The sequence below is a fragment of the Bordetella genomosp. 13 genome (assembly GCF_007679965.1).
Classification (GTDB): Bacteria; Pseudomonadota; Gammaproteobacteria; order Burkholderiales; family Burkholderiaceae_B; genus Bordetella.
Genome location: NZ_VEHL01000002.1, coordinates 240,454 through 260,649, shown reverse-complemented (window position 1 = coordinate 260,649; position 20,196 = coordinate 240,454). Strand labels below are relative to the sequence as shown.

Genomic DNA, 20,196 nt, shown 5'->3' with positions numbered 1-20,196 from the left:
GGTGCGGATACTACATATGTAATTTTATCAATCACCATGGTATTTACAGCACACGCTCCAATCGCAGCGTGAAAACCTCTTTTTCAGACCGATTGAAACAAGCACGGCAGCTGCGCGGATTTACGCAGCAGGCGCTGGCCCGTGCAAGCGGTCTGTCGCAAAGCGCAATTGCCAGTTATGAGAACGGCAATCGGCGCAGCAGCCGCTCGGCGAGAAAACTGGCATCGGCCCTGAAGATCGAGGCCGAATGGCTGGAGACGGGAAAAGGGCCGATGGAGCGCCCGCCGTCGGTGTACGAAAATGTCGGCCGCGAGGCGGCCCGGCCGAGCCTGCGTGAACCGCAACCCGTGGCATGGCCATTTTCCGTGGATCCGCGCCGTTTTTCCGCACTGAATGCCGACCAGCTGCATTTTCTCGACCAGTGGCTGGAAGCCTATCTGGACGCGTGCCAACGCGGCGCCAATCCGGTACCGCAGACGAAACGGCGATAAAGGTTTGAAATGAAGCGGGCAAGGCAAATACCACGTCCGTGATTTTCTGAACCACCAAAGTATTCGCCCACCACGCTCCAATCATGGCGTGAAGAGCAATTTCTCAGACCGATTGAAGGAAGCACGCCTGCTGCGCGGATACACGCAGCAGGCGCTGGCGCGCGCCAGCGGCCTGTCCCAGAGCGCCATCGCCAGCTACGAAAGCGGCGACCGCGGCAGCAGCCGTTCGGTGCGCAGCCTGGCCGCGGCCCTGGACATCGAGATCGAATGGCTGGAAACCGGCAACGGCCCGCTGGAACGCGCCGTGCTGGTGTACGAGCCGGGCGGCCGCGGCGCCGATCGGCACAGCCTGCGCGAACCGCAGCCCGTGGCCTGGCCGTTCTCGGTGGACCCGCGCCGTTTCGGCGCGCTGGGGCCGGAGCAGTTGCAGTTCGTCGACCAGCTGCTGGAAACCTACCTGGACACCTGCCAGCGCGGCGCCAGGCCGCCGAAGGCCCCGAAACGGCGCGGCTGAGCGTCAGCGGCGTCGAGCCGCGGCGGCCCGTGCACGGGCACGTTAACACGTAGAAAAAGGGCTCCCGGAGCGGCCTGCATGCGCGTCGCTCGCGGCCTCCAGGAACCGCGTGGATGCATGCAGCGCCCCCCTGGTCTTCTGGCCGCCAGGAAGCCGCATGCGAGCCTCCCGCGGCCTCGAGACGCCGCCAAGACGCCTGTGCGCCGCCGCCTCAGGACGCCACGAGGCCGAACGCGAGGCTGCGCAGCCTCAGGACGCCGCGAAGATCAGCGACTGGTGCGCCGCGGCGCCCGCGATCGTGCCGTCTCCCACGGCCACCGCCACCGATCCTCCCGGGCGGGCCATGTCCCCGCACGCGTACACGCCCGCCACCGACGTCGCCTTCATGGCGTCGGTCTTGACGATACGTCCCCACGGCCCCTCCTCCATCTCGCAGCCCAGCTGCTGAGCCAGCGGACTGGACGGCGCGACGCGCGAGGTGACGAACAGCCCGTCGAGCTTCACCACGTGCCCGCCCTGCAGGATCAGATCCAGCTCGCCGTCGATGCGTTGCACGCGGCTGCGTTCGATGCGCACGCCACGCTCGGCCAGCGCCCGCAGCTGCGCGGCATCGGGCTCGAACGCCTCGTTCAGGAACAGCGTGGTCGCCCCCCAATCGGGCAGCAGCATCGCCACGTGCAAGGACAGCGGCGAACTGGCCAGCACTCCGATCCTGCCCCGGTCCAGCTCGTACCCATGGCAGTACGGGCAATGGAAGACCGACGTCCCCCAGCGTTCCGCCAGGCCCGGCACGTCGGGCAGCTGGTCGGTCACGCCCAGCGCGAACACGATGCGGCGGGCGTGGCGCACGTCCTGGCCGTCGACCTCGACCCGGAAGCCCTCGGCGGTGGCCGCGACGCCGGCGACCGTGGCGTTCAGCCACTGCACCGTGGGATACGCCAGCAACTGCTCGCGGCCCTTCGTCGCGATGACGGCGGCCGGCGTGCCGTCCTGCGTGAGGAAGCCGTGCGAGTGCCCGGCGTAGCGATTGCGGCGCTGTCCGCCGTCGATGACGAGGATATTGCGGCGTGCCCGCGCCAGCGGCAGCCCGGCGGCCAGGCCGGCATAACTGCCGCCCACGATGATGGCGTCGTATTGCATGGAGGCTCCTTTCCGGAAGACGGCCGACGCGGCGCGGACCCAGTCCGGCCTTCGGTCTGTCATGAAACTATTGAAGTTACATGATAGGCCGAAGGCCGGCCGTCACGCAACTTATAATGTTTCATATCGTGCGCCGTGGCCGTGGCGTGCGCGTTCCTGAGGCGCCTCATCATGAGAAAAGACAGCCGCTTGTCCCGCATGCTGCACGTGCTGCTGCACATGGCGCGGCGCGACGAACCGCTGACCTCCGAGCAGATCGCCCTGATGCTCGACACCAACGCCGTGGTCGTGCGCCGCACGATGGCGGGCTTGCGCCAGGCGGGCTACGTGCAGTCGGAGAAGGGCCACGGCGGAGGTTGGCGCATTGCATGCGACCTGAAGCGGATCACCTTGCTGGACATCCACCGCGCCGTCGGCGGGCCGCGCATCTTCGCCATCGGCAACGAGACCGAGAACCCGGAATGCGCGGTGGAGCGCGTGGTCAACGCGGCGCTGGACGATGCGCTGCGCCAGGCCGAGACGCTGCTGCTGGAGCGGCTGGCCGGGATCGCCCTGGCGGACCTGGCCGATGAGTTCGACGCGCTGTGCCGCGGCAGCGGCTGGGACGAACGGCTGGCGCAGCGCCAGCATCGGCACGAGTGAAGCGGCGGACGCCGACCTGGCCCTGCAAGTGGGAACCCATCTTTGCGGGCCTGGACGGGCGCGGCTTTACTGGGCTTTACCCCCAAACAAAAACCGGACGCCAGGCCCGGTTCTCCTGCCCGCGGGCAGCGGCGCCCAGGCGCCCTGCCCCCGCCTGATCAACGTACCGGCGTCGCGCCGGAACGGGGTGCGGCAGCCGGCATGGGCGTACCCACCGGCGCGGCGGCGCCCGGCGCCGCATCGCCGCGGATCTGGGCGGCCAGCTCCATGGCGGCCTGGGCCGTAGGCACGCTGAACGCCAGCGCGCCGCGGTTCAGCGGCTCGGCGATGCTGGGCGCGGCCACCAGCTCACGGTTCACGACCAGCGCCAGCATGTTGCCCAGGTTCTGGCTGCTGACGTCCGACAGGATGCGCGTGCCGGCTTCGTTGAAGCGCAGCCCGACGAAATGCTGGCCCTGGCGGTCGACCACGGCGGCGGCCTCGGTCAGGTACTCGCGCGTCAGCACGGGGGTGGTCTGCAGGTACAGCGTCCCATCCGGCATGTTCACGGCCGTACGTCCTTGGCCCGGCGTCGTGTAGGCGATGTAGAACTCGACCGGCGACGCGGTACTGGGCTGGGCGGGCGCCGTCGGGGTGGCGGTGCCGGCGGCCTGTTTGCCGGTCGTCGTCGGCGCAGTCTGGCATCCGGCCAGGGCCAACATGGCCACGGCGAAGACAGGAGCCAGTTTGCGGAGAGTCAATTGCATGATCGAGAGTTCCCTTGAGGTTCGCGGTTTCCGTGCGCATTCATCGCGGATTCGTGCGCGTTACAAAAAAGTTTACAGGCCTCGCGCGACAGGTGCCGGTCAAGTCTGATTCCAGTTGCAACGGGGCAATACGGAACCCGCCCGCAAAACGCCTATACTTCGGCCCATGCAGGGGTACTCGCGGCCACGTGGCCGCGTGTTGAGAGAGTCCCTTCGTACCAGTACGGATAATGCCGATGCTGGGAGCGTATTCCATTGCCGCCGGTACTTGCGCCTTCGTGCGCCCGTGCGTGCGCGGCCGGAATTCCATCCCTATTCGGCTCCAACTTTGTCTCATTGGAGCTTTCATGAACGCCAATCCCAAGTTCCTGGCCGCCACCGCCGAAGTGGACGCCGCCGCCGTCGCGCCGTTGCCGAAATCCCGCAAGATATACCAGACCGGATCGCGGCCCGACCTGCGCGTGCCGTTCCGCGAGATCGAGCAGGCCGACACGCCCACCATGTTCGGCGGCGAGAAGAATCCGCCGCTGACGGTATACGACACCAGCGGCCCCTATACCGACCCCGAGGTGCGCATCGACATCCGCCGCGGCCTGCCCGAGCTGCGCCGCGGCTGGATCGAGGAACGCGGCGACACCGAACTGCTGTCCGGCCCCACCAGCGAATACGGCCGCCAGCGGCTGGAGGATCCCAGGCTGACGGCCATGCGCTTCGACCTGCGGCGTCCGCCGCGCCGCGCGCGCGACGGCGCCAACGTCACGCAGATGCACTACGCGCGCCGCGGCATCGTCACGCCCGAGATGGAATACGTGGCCATCCGCGAAAACCTGCGCCGCGAGCAATACATCGAGTCGCTGCGCGCCAGCGGTCCCGACGGCGAGAAGATGGCGCGCCGCCTGCTGCGCCAGCATCCCGGCCAATCGTTCGGCGCGGCCATCCCGGCGCTGATCACGCCCGAGTTCGTGCGCGACGAGATCGCGCGCGGCCGCGCCATCATCCCGGCCAACATCAACCATCCCGAGATCGAGCCGATGGCCATCGGCCGCAACTTCCTGGTGAAGATCAACGCCAACATCGGCAACTCGGCCGTCAGCTCGGGCATCGGCGAAGAGGTCGAGAAGATGACCTGGGCCATCCGCTGGGGCGGCGACACGGTGATGGACCTGTCCACGGGCAAGCACATCCACGAGACGCGCGAGTGGATCATCCGCAACGCGCCGGTGCCGATCGGCACGGTGCCCATCTACCAGGCGCTGGAGAAGGTGGACGGCCGCGCCGAGGACCTGACGTGGGAGATCTTCCGCGACACGCTGATCGAGCAGGCCGAGCAGGGCGTGGACTATTTCACCATCCACGCGGGGGTGCGCCTGCCGTTCATTCCGATGACGGCCGACCGCATGACCGGCATCGTCTCGCGGGGCGGCTCGATCATGGCCAAGTGGTGCCTGGCGCATCACAAGGAGAGCTTCCTGTACGAACGCTTCGAAGAGATCTGCGAGATCATGAAGGCCTACGACGTCAGCTTCTCGCTGGGCGACGGCCTGCGTCCGGGCTCGGCCTACGACGCCAACGACGAGGCGCAGTTCGCCGAGCTCAAGACGCTGGGCGAGCTGACCCAGGTGGCGTGGAAGCACGACGTGCAGGTGATGATCGAGGGCCCCGGCCACGTGCCCATGCAGATGATCAAGGAGAACATGGACCTGCAGCTGGAGCACTGCCACGAAGCGCCCTTCTACACCCTCGGCCCGCTGACCACCGACATCGCGCCGGGCTACGACCACATCACCTCGGGCATCGGCGCCGCGCTGATCGGCTGGTACGGCACGGCGATGCTGTGCTACGTGACGCCCAAGGAACACCTGGGCCTGCCGAACAAGAAGGACGTGAAGGACGGCATCATCACCTACAAGATCGCCGCCCACGCCGCCGACCTGGCCAAGGGCCATCCGGGCGCGTCCATCCGCGACAACGCGCTGTCGAAGGCGCGTTTCGAGTTCCGCTGGGACGACCAGTTCAACCTGGGCCTGGATCCGGACACCGCCAAGGAGTTCCACGACGAGACCCTGCCCAAGGACTCGATGAAGGTGGCGCACTTCTGCTCGATGTGCGGCCCGCACTTCTGCAGCATGAAGATCACGCAGGACGTGCGCGAGTATGCGGCCTCGCAGGGCGTCAGCGACGCCGATGCCCTGCACAAGGGCATGCAGGAGAAGGCGGTGGAGTTCGTGAAGAAGGGCGCGGCGCTGTATCACCAGGCGTGATGCCGGCGTGCCGTGACCTCGATCACGGCACGCCTTGCGGCATCGGCCGCCCTGGCGCGGCGAGGCTCGTGATACAACCCTTGGCTGGCAATCCAGGCCACGGAGAGCATGTCGAAGCACAAGCCCGCAAGACCTGCCGCACCACCGCGCGGCGCGACGATGTCGCCCGCGCTGCGGTGCATTTCAATCGTGCTGATGGTGCTGGGGATCTTCGCGATCGTCGCGCTGATCGTCCATGCCCAGCGCTTCGCCATCCGCCCGGCGTGGGCGGACGCCATCTTCAATGCGAGCTTCATCGGCGGGGCCTGCCTGGGGACGGCGCTGCTGCTGCGGCCGCGCTTGCGGGCGGGACTCTGGCACGCCGCATCGATATTCCAGCGCCTGGTGTATCTGGGTGGCCTGGCGCTTCTGGGCGGACTGTTCACCTCGATCTTCGTGGACATGCTGTTCTTCCTGGCCCACGACAGACTGGCGGGCCCGTCGCAACGCGACCTCGTGGCGGTTTCGTTCAAGCGGGACAAGGACGACGCCTTTCGTAAGTGCCCGACCTATTTCAGGCTGGCCGACACCCGGAAGATCTGCGCCCCCGCGGCAATGGTGAAACGCATCGAGAAGGGCGACCTGTTCCTCGTCATGGCCCGGCGGTCCCCGATCGGAATGTCCGTTCAGCGCGAGTATCGCGACGCGTGGTACCGCTGCGCCCCTGGACATGCGCATCCTTCGCTGGCGGGATGCGAACGAATCGACGCCTACGGCCGCTGAACGCGGCAGGGTGGGACCGGACGTCCAGGCCGATCAGACAACGTTCGAGACCCGCCGGGCAAGATCGCCCTTGAGCAACTCCGCCAACCGGGTCAGGCCGTGCGTCAGGCGATGGCGATCGATGGCTCCCCCCAATGACACACGAAGCGCCACGGGGCTGAACGACCCCGTGGAAAATGACTCCGAGTCGGTGACGCTCACCCCTTGTTGCAGCGCCGTCTGTGCAAGCCGGTACAAGTCGACGTGACGCGGCAACTGGAGCCAGAGGTGCAGCCCATTCGGGTCGGCCTGGATATGCCCCGGAAGGATCGATGCTGCGATCGCCTGCCGATGCCGCATCTCGCTCCTGATCCGTGCCAGCCATTGAACGGCGGCGCCCGACTCTATCCAGGCCGACGCCGTTTCGGCCATCCAGGCGGTGGGCATCAGTGCCAGCGAACGCAGGGCGTCGAGGACCGGACTCAACGGCTCGCCGGAGGGTACGACCAGGTAGGCCGTTCGCAGGCCTGGAGCTATGCATTTGGACAGCGTCGAGACGTAATACACCGGCGTCGAAGACGTGTTGCTGGCCAATGAGAACATCGTGCTCGGCGGACGCTCGGCCAACAGCCAGTAAGGATCATCCTCGATGACAGGCAGCGCATGCTTCTGCGCGACACGCAGCAGCGCGGTTCGTCGCTCGGTGGAGAGCGTCAGCGCGGTCGGGTTCTGGATCGTCGGATTCAAGTACAGCAACGCGGGACGATGTTGCTCGCACACGCGCTCGAGGTCGGCCGGGTCCATTCCGAGCGCATCGGACTTCACCCCTACGGCCGAGCGCTGGAGCAAGCGGGCCGCGGCCAGGAAGCCTGGGTAAGTCAACGCATCGCAGGCCACGGCATCTCCGGCCTGACTCCTGGCCAGAAGCAGTGCCGCGATGGCGGTCTGCGCACCGGGGCAGACCACGATGCGCTCGATGTCCGTGTTGCCTATCATCGGCTGCAGCCATTTCGCACCTGCTGCACGATGCCGGCTAGCCCCCGCACCCACGTGATAGCTCATCAGGTCCATCGAGCTTGCCGCCACCTGGGTCGTGCCGCTGCCTTGCTCGAGCAAGCGCGAAAACTCCGTGCTGCCGAGCAAGGGAGGGATATTCATCCCCAGATCGATCGTCCCTCCCGTCTCCAAGCCGGAATAGGCCACATAGGTCCCACCCGCCCCCTGCGCTTCCAGAAGCCCTTTCTGACGCACTTCCGTATACGCACGCGTGACGGTCGTGAGGTCGACGCCCAATGCCTGGGCGAGTTCGCGCTGCGCAGGCAGGCGGTCGCCCGGCCGCAGCACGCCGTCCTCGACCGCCGTGACGATTTGCGTGGCGATCTGCTGATACCGGGTGCCTGCGCCGGCGGCGAGGGGGCGCAACCAAGACATGTTTGCTTTTTTAAGGCGACGCGCTAGAGACATGTCTTCCCTTGATGTATGGATCTTTTAGACGGGTTACAGATAAAAAAACAGCACAAAAGCGGACAATTCAACTTTTTGTACGGATTTTAACTGTAAAATTTCGCTGTTTGTATGGATTCTGGCCCACAAGCAGTGAGGAAACGATGGATTTCTGGGTCCCTGTAGTCTTCGGTACGTTCAAGCTGCTCGTGTTGGGCACGTGCATGTTCCTGGGCATCAAGTCCCATTACGATGGAGCAAAAAAAGAAAAGGAGAAGCAGAAAGAAAAAGAGACGGGGGCAGAGCGCGAAAGCGCGAGTACGAGCGTCCGCAGCCAGGGAACAGGCGCCTGAAGGACGCCAGGACCCCACATACATCCACACCCGCCACGAAGCACCGCACCCAAGGGAGATAAAACGGGCTCGCCCTTCCAAGCCACCCCTACAGCAGCTTGCCCGGATTCATGATTCCCTTGGGATCCAGCACCCGCTTGATGTCACGCATCACGCGCAGTTCCAGCGGATCCTTGCTGTGCAGGAAGTGCTCGCGCTTCAATTGCCCGATGCCGTGCTCGGCGCTGATGCTGCCGCCGTAGCGGTTCACCTCGTCCAGCACCACGTCGGTGATGGCGGCGCCTTCCCTGGCGGCCCAGTCGGCGGGGGCGCCAGCTGGGCGCGACAGGTTGTAGTGCAGGTTGCCGTCGCCGAAATGGCCGAAGATGAAGGGCCGCAGGTCGGCGCTGACGGCGCGCACGCGGGCCTCTGCCGACACCATGAACTCGGGGATGCGCTCGATGGGCAGCGACACGTCGTGCTTCAGGTGCGGGCCGTCTGCGCGCTGCGCCTCGGAGATCTCCTCGCGCAGCTTCCACAGCGCCTGCACCTGGGCCAGTGATGCCGACACCGCGGCATCCAGGCACAGTTCTTTCTCCAGGGCCTCGCCGATCACCTGCTCGACCAACGCGTTCAGCGCGGCCTCGTCCACGCTGTCGGCCAGCTCGACCAGCACGTAGCCGGGGTAGCGCTGCGCGAAGGGCTCCTGCACGCCCTGCGCGTGGCGCAGCACCAGGTCGACGCAATCGCCCGTGAAGAACTCGAACGCCTGCAGGCGCGCGCCGCATTGCTCGTACAGCAGTTCGAACAGTTGCAGCGCCTGCGCGGGCGACTGCACCGCGGCCAGCACCACGCTGCGCGTGTCCACGCGCGGGAACAGGCGCAGGGCCACGGCGGTGATCACGCCCAGCGTGCCCTCGGAACCGATCAGCAGTTGCTTCAGGTCGTAGCCGGTGTTGTCCTTGCGCAGGGTGCGCAGGCCATGGAAGATCTCGCCGGTGGGCAGCACGGCCTCCAGGCCCAGCACCAGCTCGCGCGCCATGCCGTAGCGCACCACGTTGACGCCGCCCGCGTTGGTGGCCAGGTTGCCGCCGATCTGGCTGGAATCTTCCGCGGCCAGGCTGAGCGGCAGCAGGCGGCCCGCCTCGTGCGCGGTGCGGCGCAGGTTGCCCAGGATGCAGCCGGCCTCGGCCACCAGGGTGTTGGCCACGGTATCGATGCCGCGCACGGCGTTCATGCGGTCCAGGCTGAGCACCACGTTCGACGCACCGCCATCGGGCGTGGCGCCGCCGCACAGGCCGGTATTGCCGCCGCGCGGCACCACCGGCACGCCGGCCTCCTGGCACAGCGCCAGGCATTGCGCGACCTCGGCCGTGGTGCGCGGCCGCACCACGGCCTGGGCCTGGCCGCGGTACAGCCCGCGCCAGTCGGCGAGCCAGGGTGCGATGTCCTGTTCGGCGGTGGCGACGACGTCGGGGCCCAGGGCCTGGACCAGGCGTTGCGAAAAGGCTTGCGTGCTCATGAGGCGTATCCGTGTTCGGAAGAAAGGGAAAATTCGGAGGCGGGCAGCCCGAGTTCGAGACGTCCCGCGGCGGCGCGCAGGTGGGCCACGGCCGCGGCGCGCGCGGCGTCGGCATCGCCGCGCGCGATAGCGTCGAACAGGGCCACGTGTTCCTGCTGCACGCGCAGCGGCAGCCCCGCGTGGCGCAGGCTGTTGACGCGCGCGGTGCGCACGGCCTGGCGCAACTGCAGGTTCAGGTACTGCAGCAGGCGTTGATAACTGGGATTGTGGGTGGCGACCGCCACGGCGCTGTGGAAGGCCACGTCGTACTCGACGCCCGCGTCGGGGTCGGGATCGTCCAGGCAGCCGCGCAGTCCGTCCAGGGCCCGCTGCATGGCGGCCAGGTCGGCCGGCGTGCGGCGCTGGGCGGCCAGCGCGGCCGCCCCGCCCTCGAGTTCCATGCGCAGCTCGTACACGTGGCCAAGCTGCGCGCGGTCGGCCTGCGCCGGCACCTGGAATCCCGCGGCGCCGGTACGGGCCAGCACCACGCAGCCCGACCCTTGCCGGCTGCGCACGAGCCCCTGCGCGCGCAGGCGCTCGGTCGCCTCGCGGATGACGGCGGCGCTGACGCCGTAGAGGCTGGCCAGGTCCTTGCCCGCCGGCAGCTTGGCGCCCACGGGATAGGTGCCACGCGCGATCTCGGCAGCAAGCTGGCTGGCGACCTGTTCGGTCAGGGTGGCGGTGTGCAGGGACATGCGGGATTATAGGCATGTTCTCAGGTTATATGAAAACTTTTACCCAAGACGTGTAGCGATCCGCCCAGCAGCCAGCCTATGAGGCCGCGACAGGCGCCTCAGCGCTTGGACTCACCAGGCCGGATCGCCGCTCCACTCTGTTCGGCCGAGGAGGCGCGTACTCTGGGTTTGCGCTCGATGGGCCGAGCCTTCGCCGTCTGCAGCGCCTGCACGGCTTGGCGGTATTGATCGCCGGTCATCAGTTGCACGCCAGCCGGCAGGAACCATCCCAGCACGCACGTGTCGTCACGCAGCGCAATCTGGATGTGCGTATCCCGGCGAAATCCGGAGTTCTCGGCAAGCGGCGCACCTTGCGGAAAAGCGCCGCGAACCGCCTGATATGGCCGTAACTGGGGCACGGCATCGCGAACCCCATGCAGGTACGTGAAGACGGCGTTGTCGAGCTGGCGCAACAGGATGTCGGTGTCGTGAGGACCCGCGGCAGCGTTGCGAGGCAGCGTGCTTCCCGCCGACCGCAGGCTGTCGATCAACACGTCGTGGGCCTTGCCGAACTCACGCAGCCCGTCCTGGGTGGTCATGTCCAACCAGCTCTGCACGCACAGGACTGCACCGACGACCGTCGGCGTGACGATTGGCTGCCGGGTGTACATGCGTTGGGATGCGCGTGGGATGCCCGGGCGAAATTGCGGGCGCGTTCGGCATCGCCTTCGAAAAAATAAGCGCCGGGGCCAAGCCAATCGTAGGGGTTGGCGCTGTGCCGTAGCGCCCGCAGGCGCCCCGACACCAGATCGTCGCGGACCACCGCATCACAACCGTGATACGCGACCAGGAGTTGGCCGGCGTTCAACGGAAGGTCTTCGTCAACCTGCCCTGTGGCGTCAGCACGCCGACGCGTCGCAGGACCTCCAGTGTGGCATCCGTTCCAATGGCATAGGGGTTATCCGAGAGCGGCTCGCTCTGCAGAACCAAAATGCGACTGGTGTTGCCTTGCTTGCGTCGGGAAGCGGACAAAGCTTTGACGCGCTTGCGCGCGGCTTTCTCGCCTTGGAGGGACGAAAGGTCACCTACCGCCGAGTACTGAGCGGCCTTGGCCAGCGGTTTGCGCGATGAGGGCTTGTCCATGGGAAGATTGTCCCACAATCAATGGCATACGTCGCCTGGCGGACGGCATATCGGACACTATGCCGGCCTTGCCGGACAATCGGCCGTGCCGCGGTCAGCGTCCACCCTGGCCCCGCCCCCCGCACACCTCGCACTCCGGATCGCGCCGCACGTTCACCGAGTGCCACTGCATCTCGCGCAGGTCCAGCTGCAGCAGCCGTCCGGACAGGCTGCGTCCCACGCCCGCCAGCAGCTTCAGCGCCTCGGCGGCCTGCATGCTGCCGATGATGCCCACCAGAGGCGCGAAGACGCCGGTGGTGGCGCAGCTGACCTCGTCGACGTCGTCGGCTTCGGGAAACAGGCAGTGATAACAGGGCGCGTCGTCGTCGCGCAGGTCGTACACGCTGACCTGGCCGTCGAAACGGATGGCCGCGCCCGACACCAGCGGCTTGCGATGCCGCACGCAGGCGCGGTTGATGGCGTGGCGGGTGGCGAAGTTGTCGGTGCAGTCGAGCACCACGTCGGCCGCGGCCACGGCCTCGGACAGCGCGACGCCGTCCAGGCGCGCCACGCGCGCGTGCACCTCGGCTTCGGGATTGAAGGCGGCCAGCATGTCGCGGCCGGATTCGGCCTTGGGACGGCCCACGCTGGCGGTGGTGTGCAGAATCTGGCGCTGCAGGTTGCTGAGTTCGACGTGGTCGTCGTCAGCCAGCACGATGTGGCCCACACCCGCGGTGGCAAGATAAAGGGCGGCCGGAGAACCCAGGCCGCCCGCTCCCACGATCAGTGCCCGCGCGGCCAGGAAGCTTTCCTGGCCTTCGATGCCCACCTCGTCCAGCAGGATGTGGCGGGCATAGCGCAGCAGTTGCTGGTCGTTCATTTGGACTGCGAGGGCTCGACTCCGGAAGGCGTGATCTTCATGCGCTGGGCGTCGCTGCCGGGCTTGCCATCCTTGGCATCGGGCTTCGCGTCGGCCTTGGCCTGGCGCTGCGTGCCCTTGTCGACCGCGCGGCCCGCCAGCAGGTTCTGCGCCTGCTGCAACTGGAAGTCTTCCTTGCCGCCGAACTCGAAGATCTTGGCGACCGGCTCGCTGTTGTCGAAGCCGGCGGACTTGATCTCGTTGGCGTCCTGCTGGTTGGACAGGTGGCGCTGCAGGTCGGCTTCGCGCGGCAGGCGGAACAGGTCGCCCTTGGCGGTGTCGGCCACGATGTAGTCGGGCACGATGCCGGTGGCCTGGATGGAGCGGCCCAGCGGCGTGAAGTAGCGCGACGTGGTCAGCTTGACCGCGGTGTCCTGCGACAGCGGCAGGATGACCTGCACCGAGCCCTTGCCGAAGGTGCGGTTGCCCAGCAGCTTGGCGCGCTTGTGGTCCTGCAGCGCGCCGGCCACGATCTCGGAGGCCGAGGCCGAACCGACGTTGACCAGCACCACCATCGGCACGGTCTTGGCCCAGGCGGGCACGTCGGCCAGGTAGTCGCCTTCGCCGCGCGCGTATTCGCTGGGCTTGGCCATGTACTTGTGGCGGGCGTCGGGCGTGCGGCCGTCGGTGGAGACCACCAGCGTGTCCTGCGGGTTGGGCAGGAAGGCGCCGGACACGCCGATGGCGCTGGTCAGCAGGCCGCCCGGATCGTTGCGCAGGTCCAGCACCAGGGCCTTGGGCGCACCCTTGGCGCCGAGCTCGCGCAGTTGGCGGGCCATGTCGGGACCGGTCTTTTCCTGGAACTGCGCGATGCGCAGGTAGGCCGTGCCGTCGTCCAGCATCTTGCTGCGCACGCTGCGCACCTTGATGATGTCGCGCACAAGCTTGACCACGATGGGCTGCGGCTGGTCGGCGCGCATGATGGTCAGCGTGATCGGCGACTTGGGCGCGCCGCGCATGAGCTTCACGGCGTCGTTCAGTTGCATGCCCTTGGTGGGCGTGTCGTCGATCTTGGTGATCAGGTCGCCGGCCAGGATGCCTGCGCGTGCGGCGGGCGTGTCCTCGATGGGCGAGATGACCTTGACGAAGCCGTCTTCCGCGCCGACCTCGATGCCCAGGCCGCCGAATTCGCCCTGCGTGGCCGTCTGCATGTCGCGGAACGCGTCTGCATCCAGGTAGGCCGAGTGCGGGTCGAGGTTGGACACCATGCCCGAGATGGCGTTCTGGATCAGCGTCTTGTCGTCGACGGGCTCGACGTAGTTGTCCTTGATCGCCCCGAAGACGTTGGTCAGCTGCCGAAGCTCGTCCAGCGGCAGCGGGCTGCCGCGCTGCGCCACGGCAGTGACGCCCGCGCTCAGCAGAACGCCTGCCACCGCACCGATGGCAACGAGACCGAAACCGCGATACTTGCGAGTGCTCATGCACACATCCTGAAATTGACGCCCCCAGGGCGCGATGCCAGGGAATTCGAGGGGGCTACCATGCTGTGAAAATACTACAGCGGTGTTTCAGCGCGGCGCTACAGGGCCAGCCACTGGGCTGGATCCACGGGCGCGCCGCGATGGCGAATTTCAAAGTATAGGCCCGATTCCACTTGGCCGCCGGTCGCGCCCACGGTAGCCAGGGTATCCCCGCCCGCCACGGTGTCCCCGACGCGCTTGAGCAGGCTCTGGTTGTACGCGTAGACCGACAGGTATTGCTGGCCGTGGTCGACGATGATGATGTTGCCGAACCCGCGCAGCCAGTTGGCGTACACCACGGTTCCGGGCGCCACCGCCTTGACGGGCGTCCCTTCGGAGGCGCGCAGCACGATGCCGCGCCACACCCCGCCGTCGGGACGGCCCACGCCGAAGCGGCCCTGGACCGCGCCGCGCACGGGCGGCGTCAGGCCGCGGCGCAGCCCGTTGCCGCCGGCGGCCGGGCGGGCGGAGGCCTCGCGCTCGGGCCGCTGTTCGGCGCGTTGCTCGGCTTGCCCGGCGGGCTCGTCCGGCTCGGGACGTTCGGCGCGCTCGATGCGCTCGGGCCTGGCAGCGGAGGCAGGTTCCCCGGCCTGGGGGCGGGATGTCTGCTGGCCCGGCTCCACCAGGCGGGTATGCCCCTGTCCTTCCACCGGGCGCAGACCAGCGCTGTCCGGATCGACCAGCGCCTGCTGGGCCTTGCGCGCGGCGGCCTCGGCCTGCTCGCGCACGCGGGCCGCTTCGGCCATGGCTTCGGAACGGGCCTTTTCCGCGGCACGGCGTTCGGCATCGTTGCGGGCCTGCCGCACGGCCTCGGCCTGACGGGCCGCTTCCTTGCGCGCTTCCTCGGCCTTGCGGGCCAGTTCGGCGCGGCGGGCCTCTTCGGCCTTGCGGGCCAATTCCGCCTTGCGGGCGGCTTCCTTGCGGGCCTCTTCCGCCTTGCGGGCCTCTTCGGCGCGGCGCCGCGCCTCTTCGGCCGCCTGGCGCGCGATGGCGGTTTCCAGGTCGTCGATCAGGTGCGACAGGCGCTGGTCGTCGCGGCCCAGCTTGCCGGCCTCGGCGCGCTGCGCGGCGATCTGGCCTTCCAGCTGGGCCACCAGCGTGGCGCGCTCTTTCTGCTGCGCCACCAGCTCGGCCTTCTGCTTGCCGGTTTCCTCGACCACGCCCGCGATCTCGGTGCGGCGCGCGTCGGCGCTGGCTTGCAGCGCGGCCAGCCGGTCGATCTCGGCACGCAGCGCCGCCACCGCGCGGGCCCGGGCGCGCGACACGTAATCGAGATAGCCCAGGTTGCGGCCCAACTGCTGGGGATCATCGCCCGACAGCAGCGCGGTCCAGGGCGACAGGCCGCTGGCGTACTGCGCGCGCAGTTGCTCGGAGAGCTCGGCGCGGCGCTGCGCCAGCACCATGTTCTGCGCGACGATCTGCTTTTCCAGGCTGGCCAGCTCGGTCTCGGCGCGATGCTGCGCCTCGTCCAGTTCGCGCAGGCGCAGGTTGATGCGCGAGATGGCCGATTCGGATTGCTTCAAGGCATCGGCCGCTTCCTTGCGCGCGGCCTCGCGCGTGTCGATCTCTTTCTGCAGCGATTCGATGCGGTCGCGCAGGGCCGACTGCTGACGCTCGGCCTCGGACTGCCGCCCGGCCAGATCGGCCGACGCGGCGCCGGCCCCGGCCGCGGCCAGGCTGAGCGCCAGCACCGCCGCCCGCCGCGCGAACCGCGGCACTCCCCGCGCAACCCGCATCGCTCAGTCCTTCTTGGCCTTGCCTTGGGCGGCGACCGCGGCCATCGCGGCCTCGATCTCGGCGGCATCGCCCAGGTAGTAGTGGCGGATGGGCTTGAGGTCGTCGTCCAGCTCGTACACCAGCGGCTGGCCGGTGGGGATGTTCAGGCTCACGATGTCATCGTCGGACACGCCATCCAGGTACTTGATCAGGGCGCGCAGGCTGTTGCCGTGCGCCGCGACCAGCACGCGGCGGCCGGCGCGCATGGCGGGAGCGATGGAGTCGTTCCAGAACGGCAGCACGCGTTCGACGGTGTCCTTCAGGCATTCGGTGGCGGGCAGCTGGTCGGCCGGCACGCGGGCATAACGCGCGTCGAAGCGCGGGTGCCGCGGGTCGTCCAGGCCCAGTGGCTCGGGCGCGATGGCGTAGGCGCGGCGCCAGATGAGCACCTGCTCGTCGCCGTACTGGGCGGCGGTCTCGGCCTTATTCAGGCCTTGCAGGGCACCGTAGTGGCGTTCGTTCAGGCGCCAGCTGTTGCCGACCGGCGTATGCATGGCGTCCATGGCGTCCAGCGCGATCCACAGCGTGCGGATGGCGCGCTTGAGCACGGAAGTGAACGCGACGTCGAAGCCATAGCCCTCGGCCTTGAGCAGTTCGCCCGCCTTGCGGGCTTGTTCGCGGCCGGTATCGGTCAGGTCGACGTCGGTCCAGCCGGTGAAGCGGTTCTCGAGGTTCCACTGGCTTTCGCCGTGGCGCATCAGTACGAGTTTGTGCATGGTAGAAGCCGCGTCGGGCGCGGGAACAAGTGAAAAAACGGTCAGCGATGCGCTCATTTTATAATTGAGCGATTTTGCCTCGGCTTTACGTCCGCCGCGCGGTCTTTCGCGCACGGCCGTCGGCCGACCTCGGCGCCCCGGGCGCCCCTACACGCTTCAGGCCGCACCGGTTCAAGCCACACTTCAGGATACCTCGTGGATCTTCTGCAATTTCTGCTCGAAAAGAACAACATCTTCATCGTCGCCGTCGCCGTGGTCTCGGGCATCATGCTGGCCATCCCGTCGCTGCGCAAAGGCCGTTCCGGCGGTGGCGTCAGCACCACCGAGGCCATCCAGATGGTCAACCAGCGCCAGGCCGTCTGGGTCGACGTGCGTCCCACCGAGCAGTTCCAGGCCGGCCACATCGCGCAGGCACGCAGCTTGCCGGCAGCCGACCTCGAGCAGAAAGCGGGTAACCTGCCGAAGAACAAGCCGCTGATCCTCGTCTGCGAACAGGGCCGCGACGCCCCCCGCATGGTCGCGCGCCTGAAGGCGCAGGGTTTTGCCGACGTGTCCGCCCTGGAAGGCGGCATGAAGGCCTGGTCGGCGGCCAGCCTGCCCATCACCCAGAAGGGCTGAGCGGCGCCTTTCTTCCCCGAAGCCGGAGAAACCATGAACAAAGTTGTCATGTACAGCAAGGATTATTGCCCCTATTGCGCGCGCGCCAAGTCGCTGCTCGAGCAACGGGGCGTGACCGACCTCGAGATCATCCGCATCGACCAGGATCCGGCCCAGCGCGACGCGATGATCGCGCGCACCGGACGCCGCACGGTGCCCCAGATCTACATCGGGGACACCCACGTCGGCGGCTGCGACGACCTGCAGGCGCTGGACCGCGCCGGCAACCTGCTGCCGATGCTGAACGGCTGACGCGCAAGACCCTTTCATTCGACCCCACCAACCGGAATCACCATGGCTGACCAGGACCAAAACACCCAGCAAGCGGACGCGCCTTCGTTCAATCTGCAACGCGTCTACCTGAAGGACCTCTCGCTGGAGATGCCCAACGCTCCGCACGTCTTCCTGGAACAGGAAACGCCGCAGGTCGAAGTCAGCATCAACGTCGGCGGCCAGCGCCTGGCCGAGACCGTGTTCGAATCCACCGTCACGGCCACGGTCACCACCCGCATCAACGACAAGGTCCTGTACCTGGTCGAAGGCACCCAGGCCGGCATCTTCGAACTGGCCAACATCCCGGCCGAACAGATGGATCCGCTGCTGGGCATCGTCTGCCCGACCATGCTGTACCCGTACCTGCGCGCCAACATCGCCGACGCCATCACCCGCACGTCGCTGCCCGCGCTGCATCTGGCCGAAGTCAACTTCCAGGCCCTGTACGAACAGCGCATCGCCGAGCTGCAGCAACAGCAGCAGGCCCCCAACGGCGCCGACGCCGGCATCATCCTGCCTCCGGGCGCCACGCGCCAGTAATCGGCGGTTGGCCGCGCCATGGTTGCTGCGTCTCCTTCCGCGCCCCGCGTCGCCGTCCTGGGCGCGGGCAGTTGGGGCACGGCGCTTGCCGCGGCCGCCGCGCGCCGCCATCCCACCCTGCTCTGGGCCCGGGACGCGGCGCGCGTGGACGCCATGGCGCGCGACCACGAGAACGCGCGCTATCTGCCGGGCGTCGGCCTGCCCGCCGCGCTGCGCTTCAGCGCTGACGTCGATGAGGCCCTGGCGTTCCTGGCTGCCGGGTCCGAACCCGGCCTGATCATCCTGGGCGTGCCCGTCGCGGGCCTGGACGCCATGTGCCGCGACCTGGCGCAACGCCTGCCGCGTCACCGCCTCGAAGACGTGCCGCTGGTCTGGACCTGCAAAGGGTTCGAGGAAGACAGTGGCCGCCTGCCCCATGAAATCGCCCAGCACGCGTTGGCCGGCCTGCCCGGTTGGCGCGGCGGCGTGCTGTCGGGCCCGTCCTTCGCGCGCGAAGTCGCGCAGGGCCTGCCCGTGGCGCTCACCGCCGCCAGTACCCACCCGCAGGTGGCCAGCCTGGCCATCGCCGCGCTGCATGGCGGCGCCATGCGCGTCTACGCCAGCACCGACGTGGTCGGCGTGGAGGTCGGCGGCGCGCTGAAGAACGTCATCGCAGTGGCCTGCGGCGTCGCCGACGGCCTGGCGCTGGGCACCAATGCCCGCGCGGCGCTCATTACCCGCGGCCTGGCCGAGATCACCCGCTTCGGCATCGCTTTGGGGGCGCAGGCCGAGACCTTCGCCGGCCTCACGGGCCTGGGCGACCTGGTGCTGACCGCCACCGGCGAACTGTCGCGCAACCGCCGCGTCGGGCTCGAGATCGGCGCCGGCCGCAAGCTGGCCGACATCCTGGCCAGCGGCATCACGGCCGAAGGCGTGCGCTGCGCCCGCGCAGTGCTGCAGCGCGCCCGCGCGCTGGACGTCGAACTGCCCATCACCGAAGCCGTCTGCGCCGTGCTGTTCGACGGCGTCGCCCCCATGACGGCCGTCTCGGCGCTGCTGGCGCGCGAAGCGCGTCCCGAGCATCCCGTCGGCTGACGCCGTCACGCAAGAACCACACCAAGAACTTTCCGCCGCCCAAGGAGACCTCACATGCCCTACGCCACGCGTGCCGGCCGGCTGCTTCGCCGCGCCTGCCTCGCCCTGATCGCCGCCGCCGTGCTGCCCGCCGCCGCGCACGCCGAATGGCCGGACCGTCCCGTGCACCTTGTGGTGCCCTTCCCGCCCGGCTCGTCCCCCGACCTGCTGGCGCGCACCATCGCCGAGCCGCTGGGCCAGGTGCTGGGCCAGGCCATCGTGGTGGACAACAAGCCCGGCGCGGGCGGCAACATCGGCACGCGCCTGGTGGCGCAGGCCAAGCCCGATGGCTACACGCTGCTCTACACCATCAACGGTCCGCTGGTGACCGCGCCGACGCTGTACAAGAAAACACTGGGCTACGATCCGCTGACCGACCTGGCGCCGATCACGCTGGTGGCCACCAGCCCCAACGTGCTGACGGTGCCGGCCAGCCTGCCCGCGTCCGACGTGCAGGAATTCGTGGCGCTGGCGCGCAGCCGCGCCGGCTCGCTGAACTACGGTTCGGTCGGCCCGGGCAGCTCGGCGCACCTGGCCATGGAAATGTTCAAGCATGAAGCGAACATCGACCTGGCGCAGATTCCGTATCCAGGCTTTCCGCAGGTCATCAGCGCCATCATCGGCGGCGACGTGCACGCCGGCTTCATGGTGCCGGCCATCGCCATGCCGCAAGTACGCAGCGGCAAGGTGAAGGCGCTGGCCGTGACCAGCCTGCAGCCCAGCGAGGCGCTGCCCGGCATTCCCACCATGGCGCAGCAGGGCTATCCGGGGTTCGAGGCCATTTCGTGGAACGCCATCCTGGCGCCGGCGGGCACGCCCACGCCCGTCATCGAACGCCTGAACCGCGAGCTGGCCAACATCATCGACAGCGAAGCGGTGCGCAAGCAACTGGCGTTGCAGTATTTCACCCCTGCCTGGTCCACGCCCGAAGACCTGACGCGCCGCATCCGCGACGAAAAGACGCGCTGGGACGAGGTCATCGCGCGTCTGAACCTGTCGCTGGACTAACGCAGCTCGGGGCAATGCACAATGGGGCGATGCGCCGCAGCAGCGGGCATCCGACCCCATTGAAACC

22 protein-coding genes are annotated in these 20,196 nt (G+C 68.0%); 11 read left to right on the top strand and 11 right to left on the bottom strand.

Translation table 11 applies throughout. The features are described from left to right. Positions 1 to 68 precede the first annotated feature (68 nt). Positions 69 to 491 carry a helix-turn-helix transcriptional regulator gene (locus FS845_RS07075; RefSeq protein WP_409929265.1) on the top strand — a complete coding sequence of 141 codons (423 nt, stop codon included), beginning with the start codon at positions 69 to 71 and terminating at the stop codon, positions 489 to 491. A 112-nt stretch (positions 492 to 603) separates the two neighbouring features. Next, positions 604 to 1,005 carry a helix-turn-helix domain-containing protein gene (locus tag FS845_RS07070; RefSeq protein WP_144631899.1) on the top strand — a complete coding sequence of 134 codons (402 nt, stop codon included), beginning with the start codon at positions 604 to 606 and terminating at the stop codon, positions 1,003 to 1,005. Positions 1,006 to 1,254: 249 nt separating this feature from the next. On the opposite strand, the gene FS845_RS07065 is transcribed toward FS845_RS07070, so the two are convergent. Beyond that, positions 1,255 to 2,145 carry an NAD(P)/FAD-dependent oxidoreductase gene (locus FS845_RS07065; protein ID WP_144631896.1) on the bottom strand — a complete coding sequence of 297 codons (891 nt, stop codon included), beginning with the start codon at positions 2,143 to 2,145 and terminating at the stop codon, positions 1,255 to 1,257. 171 nt (positions 2,146 to 2,316) lie between these two features. Between FS845_RS07065 and FS845_RS07060 the strand changes: the two genes are divergently transcribed. Continuing rightward, positions 2,317 to 2,787 (top strand): Rrf2 family transcriptional regulator, encoded by a 471-nt coding sequence (locus tag FS845_RS07060; RefSeq protein WP_144631893.1) that lies wholly within the window; start codon positions 2,317 to 2,319, stop codon positions 2,785 to 2,787. Positions 2,788 to 2,945: 158 nt separating this feature from the next. On the opposite strand, the gene FS845_RS07055 is transcribed toward FS845_RS07060, so the two are convergent. Further along, complete coding sequence (locus FS845_RS07055) at positions 2,946 to 3,533, bottom strand: SecDF P1 head subdomain-containing protein (RefSeq protein ID WP_144631890.1); 588 nt, start codon at positions 3,531 to 3,533, stop codon at positions 2,946 to 2,948. A gap of 347 nt (positions 3,534 to 3,880) precedes the next feature. Between FS845_RS07055 and thiC the strand changes: the two genes are divergently transcribed. Both thiC and FS845_RS07045 read left to right on the top strand, forming a co-directional pair. Continuing rightward, positions 3,881 to 5,794: a phosphomethylpyrimidine synthase ThiC gene (thiC, locus tag FS845_RS07050; RefSeq protein ID WP_144631887.1), complete on the top strand. Its 1,914-nt coding sequence runs from the start codon at positions 3,881 to 3,883 to the stop codon at positions 5,792 to 5,794. A gap of 108 nt (positions 5,795 to 5,902) precedes the next feature. Next, positions 5,903 to 6,556, top strand: a complete 654-nt coding sequence (locus FS845_RS07045; RefSeq protein ID WP_144631884.1) for a hypothetical protein — start codon at positions 5,903 to 5,905, stop codon at positions 6,554 to 6,556. 33 nt (positions 6,557 to 6,589) lie between these two features. Here the strand turns inward: FS845_RS07045 and FS845_RS07040 are convergent, their stop codons facing one another. Next, the gene (locus FS845_RS07040) at positions 6,590 to 7,966 is read right to left on the bottom strand and encodes a PLP-dependent aminotransferase family protein (protein WP_144631882.1); all 1,377 of its coding nucleotides are present in this window, start codon (positions 7,964 to 7,966) and stop codon (positions 6,590 to 6,592) included. A gap of 176 nt (positions 7,967 to 8,142) precedes the next feature. Between FS845_RS07040 and FS845_RS07035 the strand changes: the two genes are divergently transcribed. Next, positions 8,143 to 8,331 (top strand): hypothetical protein, encoded by a 189-nt coding sequence (locus tag FS845_RS07035; RefSeq protein WP_144631878.1) that lies wholly within the window; start codon positions 8,143 to 8,145, stop codon positions 8,329 to 8,331. Between the two features lie 88 nt (positions 8,332 to 8,419). On the opposite strand, the gene FS845_RS07030 is transcribed toward FS845_RS07035, so the two are convergent. The 8 genes from FS845_RS07030 to gpmA form a co-directional block, all read right to left on the bottom strand. Further along, on the bottom strand, positions 8,420 to 9,832 hold the full coding sequence (locus tag FS845_RS07030; RefSeq protein ID WP_144631875.1) for an FAD-binding oxidoreductase: 1,413 nt from the start codon (positions 9,830 to 9,832) through the stop codon (positions 8,420 to 8,422). Beyond that, a complete protein-coding gene (locus FS845_RS07025; RefSeq protein ID WP_144631872.1) occupies positions 9,829 to 10,566 on the bottom strand; it encodes a FadR/GntR family transcriptional regulator in 738 nt (245 codons plus the stop codon). The genes FS845_RS07030 and FS845_RS07025 overlap by 4 nt, the downstream gene beginning before the upstream one ends. A 98-nt stretch (positions 10,567 to 10,664) precedes the next feature. Continuing rightward, positions 10,665 to 11,216: a hypothetical protein gene (locus tag FS845_RS07020; RefSeq protein ID WP_260986198.1), complete on the bottom strand. Its 552-nt coding sequence runs from the start codon at positions 11,214 to 11,216 to the stop codon at positions 10,665 to 10,667. Between the two features lie 193 nt (positions 11,217 to 11,409). Continuing rightward, positions 11,410 to 11,688: a hypothetical protein gene (locus tag FS845_RS07015; RefSeq protein ID WP_144631869.1), complete on the bottom strand. Its 279-nt coding sequence runs from the start codon at positions 11,686 to 11,688 to the stop codon at positions 11,410 to 11,412. A gap of 94 nt (positions 11,689 to 11,782) precedes the next feature. Continuing rightward, the gene (locus FS845_RS07010) at positions 11,783 to 12,547 is read right to left on the bottom strand and encodes a HesA/MoeB/ThiF family protein (RefSeq protein WP_144631866.1); all 765 of its coding nucleotides are present in this window, start codon (positions 12,545 to 12,547) and stop codon (positions 11,783 to 11,785) included. Then, entirely contained in the window at positions 12,544 to 14,007 is a 1,464-nt protein-coding gene (locus FS845_RS07005; RefSeq protein ID WP_144631863.1) for a S41 family peptidase, read from the bottom strand. The genes FS845_RS07010 and FS845_RS07005 overlap by 4 nt, the downstream gene beginning before the upstream one ends. Positions 14,008 to 14,105: 98 nt before the next feature. Then, positions 14,106 to 15,782: a murein hydrolase activator EnvC family protein gene (locus FS845_RS07000; protein WP_144631861.1), complete on the bottom strand. Its 1,677-nt coding sequence runs from the start codon at positions 15,780 to 15,782 to the stop codon at positions 14,106 to 14,108. A gap of 3 nt (positions 15,783 to 15,785) precedes the next feature. Beyond that, complete coding sequence (gene gpmA / locus FS845_RS06995; protein WP_144631858.1) at positions 15,786 to 16,538, bottom strand: 2,3-diphosphoglycerate-dependent phosphoglycerate mutase; 753 nt, start codon at positions 16,536 to 16,538, stop codon at positions 15,786 to 15,788. Positions 16,539 to 16,733: 195 nt separating this feature from the next. On the opposite strand from gpmA, the gene FS845_RS06990 reads away from it, so the two are divergent. Genes FS845_RS06990 through FS845_RS06970 form a run of 5 tightly spaced genes read left to right on the top strand, consistent with a single transcriptional unit; the run spans position 16,734 to position 20,129 of the window. Beyond that, positions 16,734 to 17,156, top strand: coding sequence for a rhodanese-like domain-containing protein (locus FS845_RS06990; RefSeq protein WP_186332191.1), 423 nt, complete (start codon positions 16,734 to 16,736; stop codon positions 17,154 to 17,156). 33 nt (positions 17,157 to 17,189) lie between these two features. Then, a complete protein-coding gene (gene grxC / locus FS845_RS06985; RefSeq protein WP_144631855.1) occupies positions 17,190 to 17,447 on the top strand; it encodes a glutaredoxin 3 in 258 nt (85 codons plus the stop codon). Between the two features lie 42 nt (positions 17,448 to 17,489). Next, positions 17,490 to 18,008 carry a protein-export chaperone SecB gene (gene secB / locus FS845_RS06980; protein ID WP_144631852.1) on the top strand — a complete coding sequence of 173 codons (519 nt, stop codon included), beginning with the start codon at positions 17,490 to 17,492 and terminating at the stop codon, positions 18,006 to 18,008. Positions 18,009 to 18,026: 18 nt separating this feature from the next. Further along, positions 18,027 to 19,082: an NAD(P)H-dependent glycerol-3-phosphate dehydrogenase gene (locus FS845_RS06975; protein ID WP_144631849.1), complete on the top strand. Its 1,056-nt coding sequence runs from the start codon at positions 18,027 to 18,029 to the stop codon at positions 19,080 to 19,082. Positions 19,083 to 19,136: 54 nt separating this feature from the next. Beyond that, positions 19,137 to 20,129 (top strand): Bug family tripartite tricarboxylate transporter substrate binding protein, encoded by a 993-nt coding sequence (locus FS845_RS06970; protein WP_144631846.1) that lies wholly within the window; start codon positions 19,137 to 19,139, stop codon positions 20,127 to 20,129. Positions 20,130 to 20,196 lie beyond the last annotated feature (67 nt).

Excerpts from the sequence above, each read along its gene's own strand:
- FS845_RS07020 (WP_260986198.1), bottom strand. The coding sequence starts at position 11,216 with ATGTACACCCGGCAGCCAATCGTCACGCCGACGGTCGTCGGTGCAGTC.
- FS845_RS07025 (WP_144631872.1), bottom strand. The coding sequence starts at position 10,566 with ATGTCCCTGCACACCGCCACCCTGACCGAACAGGTCGCCAGCCAGCTT.
- thiC (WP_144631887.1), top strand. The coding sequence starts at position 3,881 with ATGAACGCCAATCCCAAGTTCCTGGCCGCCACCGCCGAAGTGGACGCC.
- FS845_RS07040 (WP_144631882.1), bottom strand. The coding sequence starts at position 7,966 with ATGTCTTGGTTGCGCCCCCTCGCCGCCGGCGCAGGCACCCGGTATCAG.
- FS845_RS06970 (WP_144631846.1), top strand. The coding sequence starts at position 19,137 with ATGCCCTACGCCACGCGTGCCGGCCGGCTGCTTCGCCGCGCCTGCCTC.
- FS845_RS07010 (WP_144631866.1), bottom strand. The coding sequence starts at position 12,547 with ATGAACGACCAGCAACTGCTGCGCTATGCCCGCCACATCCTGCTGGAC.
- secB (WP_144631852.1), top strand. The coding sequence starts at position 17,490 with ATGGCTGACCAGGACCAAAACACCCAGCAAGCGGACGCGCCTTCGTTC.
- FS845_RS07030 (WP_144631875.1), bottom strand. The coding sequence starts at position 9,832 with ATGAGCACGCAAGCCTTTTCGCAACGCCTGGTCCAGGCCCTGGGCCCC.
- gpmA (WP_144631858.1), bottom strand. The coding sequence starts at position 16,538 with ATGCACAAACTCGTACTGATGCGCCACGGCGAAAGCCAGTGGAACCTC.
- FS845_RS07035 (WP_144631878.1), top strand. The coding sequence starts at position 8,143 with ATGGATTTCTGGGTCCCTGTAGTCTTCGGTACGTTCAAGCTGCTCGTG.
- FS845_RS07005 (WP_144631863.1), bottom strand. The coding sequence starts at position 14,007 with ATGAGCACTCGCAAGTATCGCGGTTTCGGTCTCGTTGCCATCGGTGCG.
- FS845_RS07000 (WP_144631861.1), bottom strand. The coding sequence starts at position 15,782 with ATGCGGGTTGCGCGGGGAGTGCCGCGGTTCGCGCGGCGGGCGGCGGTG.
- FS845_RS07060 (WP_144631893.1), top strand. The coding sequence starts at position 2,317 with ATGAGAAAAGACAGCCGCTTGTCCCGCATGCTGCACGTGCTGCTGCAC.
- FS845_RS07065 (WP_144631896.1), bottom strand. The coding sequence starts at position 2,145 with ATGCAATACGACGCCATCATCGTGGGCGGCAGTTATGCCGGCCTGGCC.
- FS845_RS07045 (WP_144631884.1), top strand. The coding sequence starts at position 5,903 with ATGTCGAAGCACAAGCCCGCAAGACCTGCCGCACCACCGCGCGGCGCG.
- grxC (WP_144631855.1), top strand. The coding sequence starts at position 17,190 with ATGAACAAAGTTGTCATGTACAGCAAGGATTATTGCCCCTATTGCGCG.
- FS845_RS07055 (WP_144631890.1), bottom strand. The coding sequence starts at position 3,533 with ATGCAATTGACTCTCCGCAAACTGGCTCCTGTCTTCGCCGTGGCCATG.
- FS845_RS07015 (WP_144631869.1), bottom strand. The coding sequence starts at position 11,688 with ATGGACAAGCCCTCATCGCGCAAACCGCTGGCCAAGGCCGCTCAGTAC.
- FS845_RS06975 (WP_144631849.1), top strand. The coding sequence starts at position 18,027 with ATGGTTGCTGCGTCTCCTTCCGCGCCCCGCGTCGCCGTCCTGGGCGCG.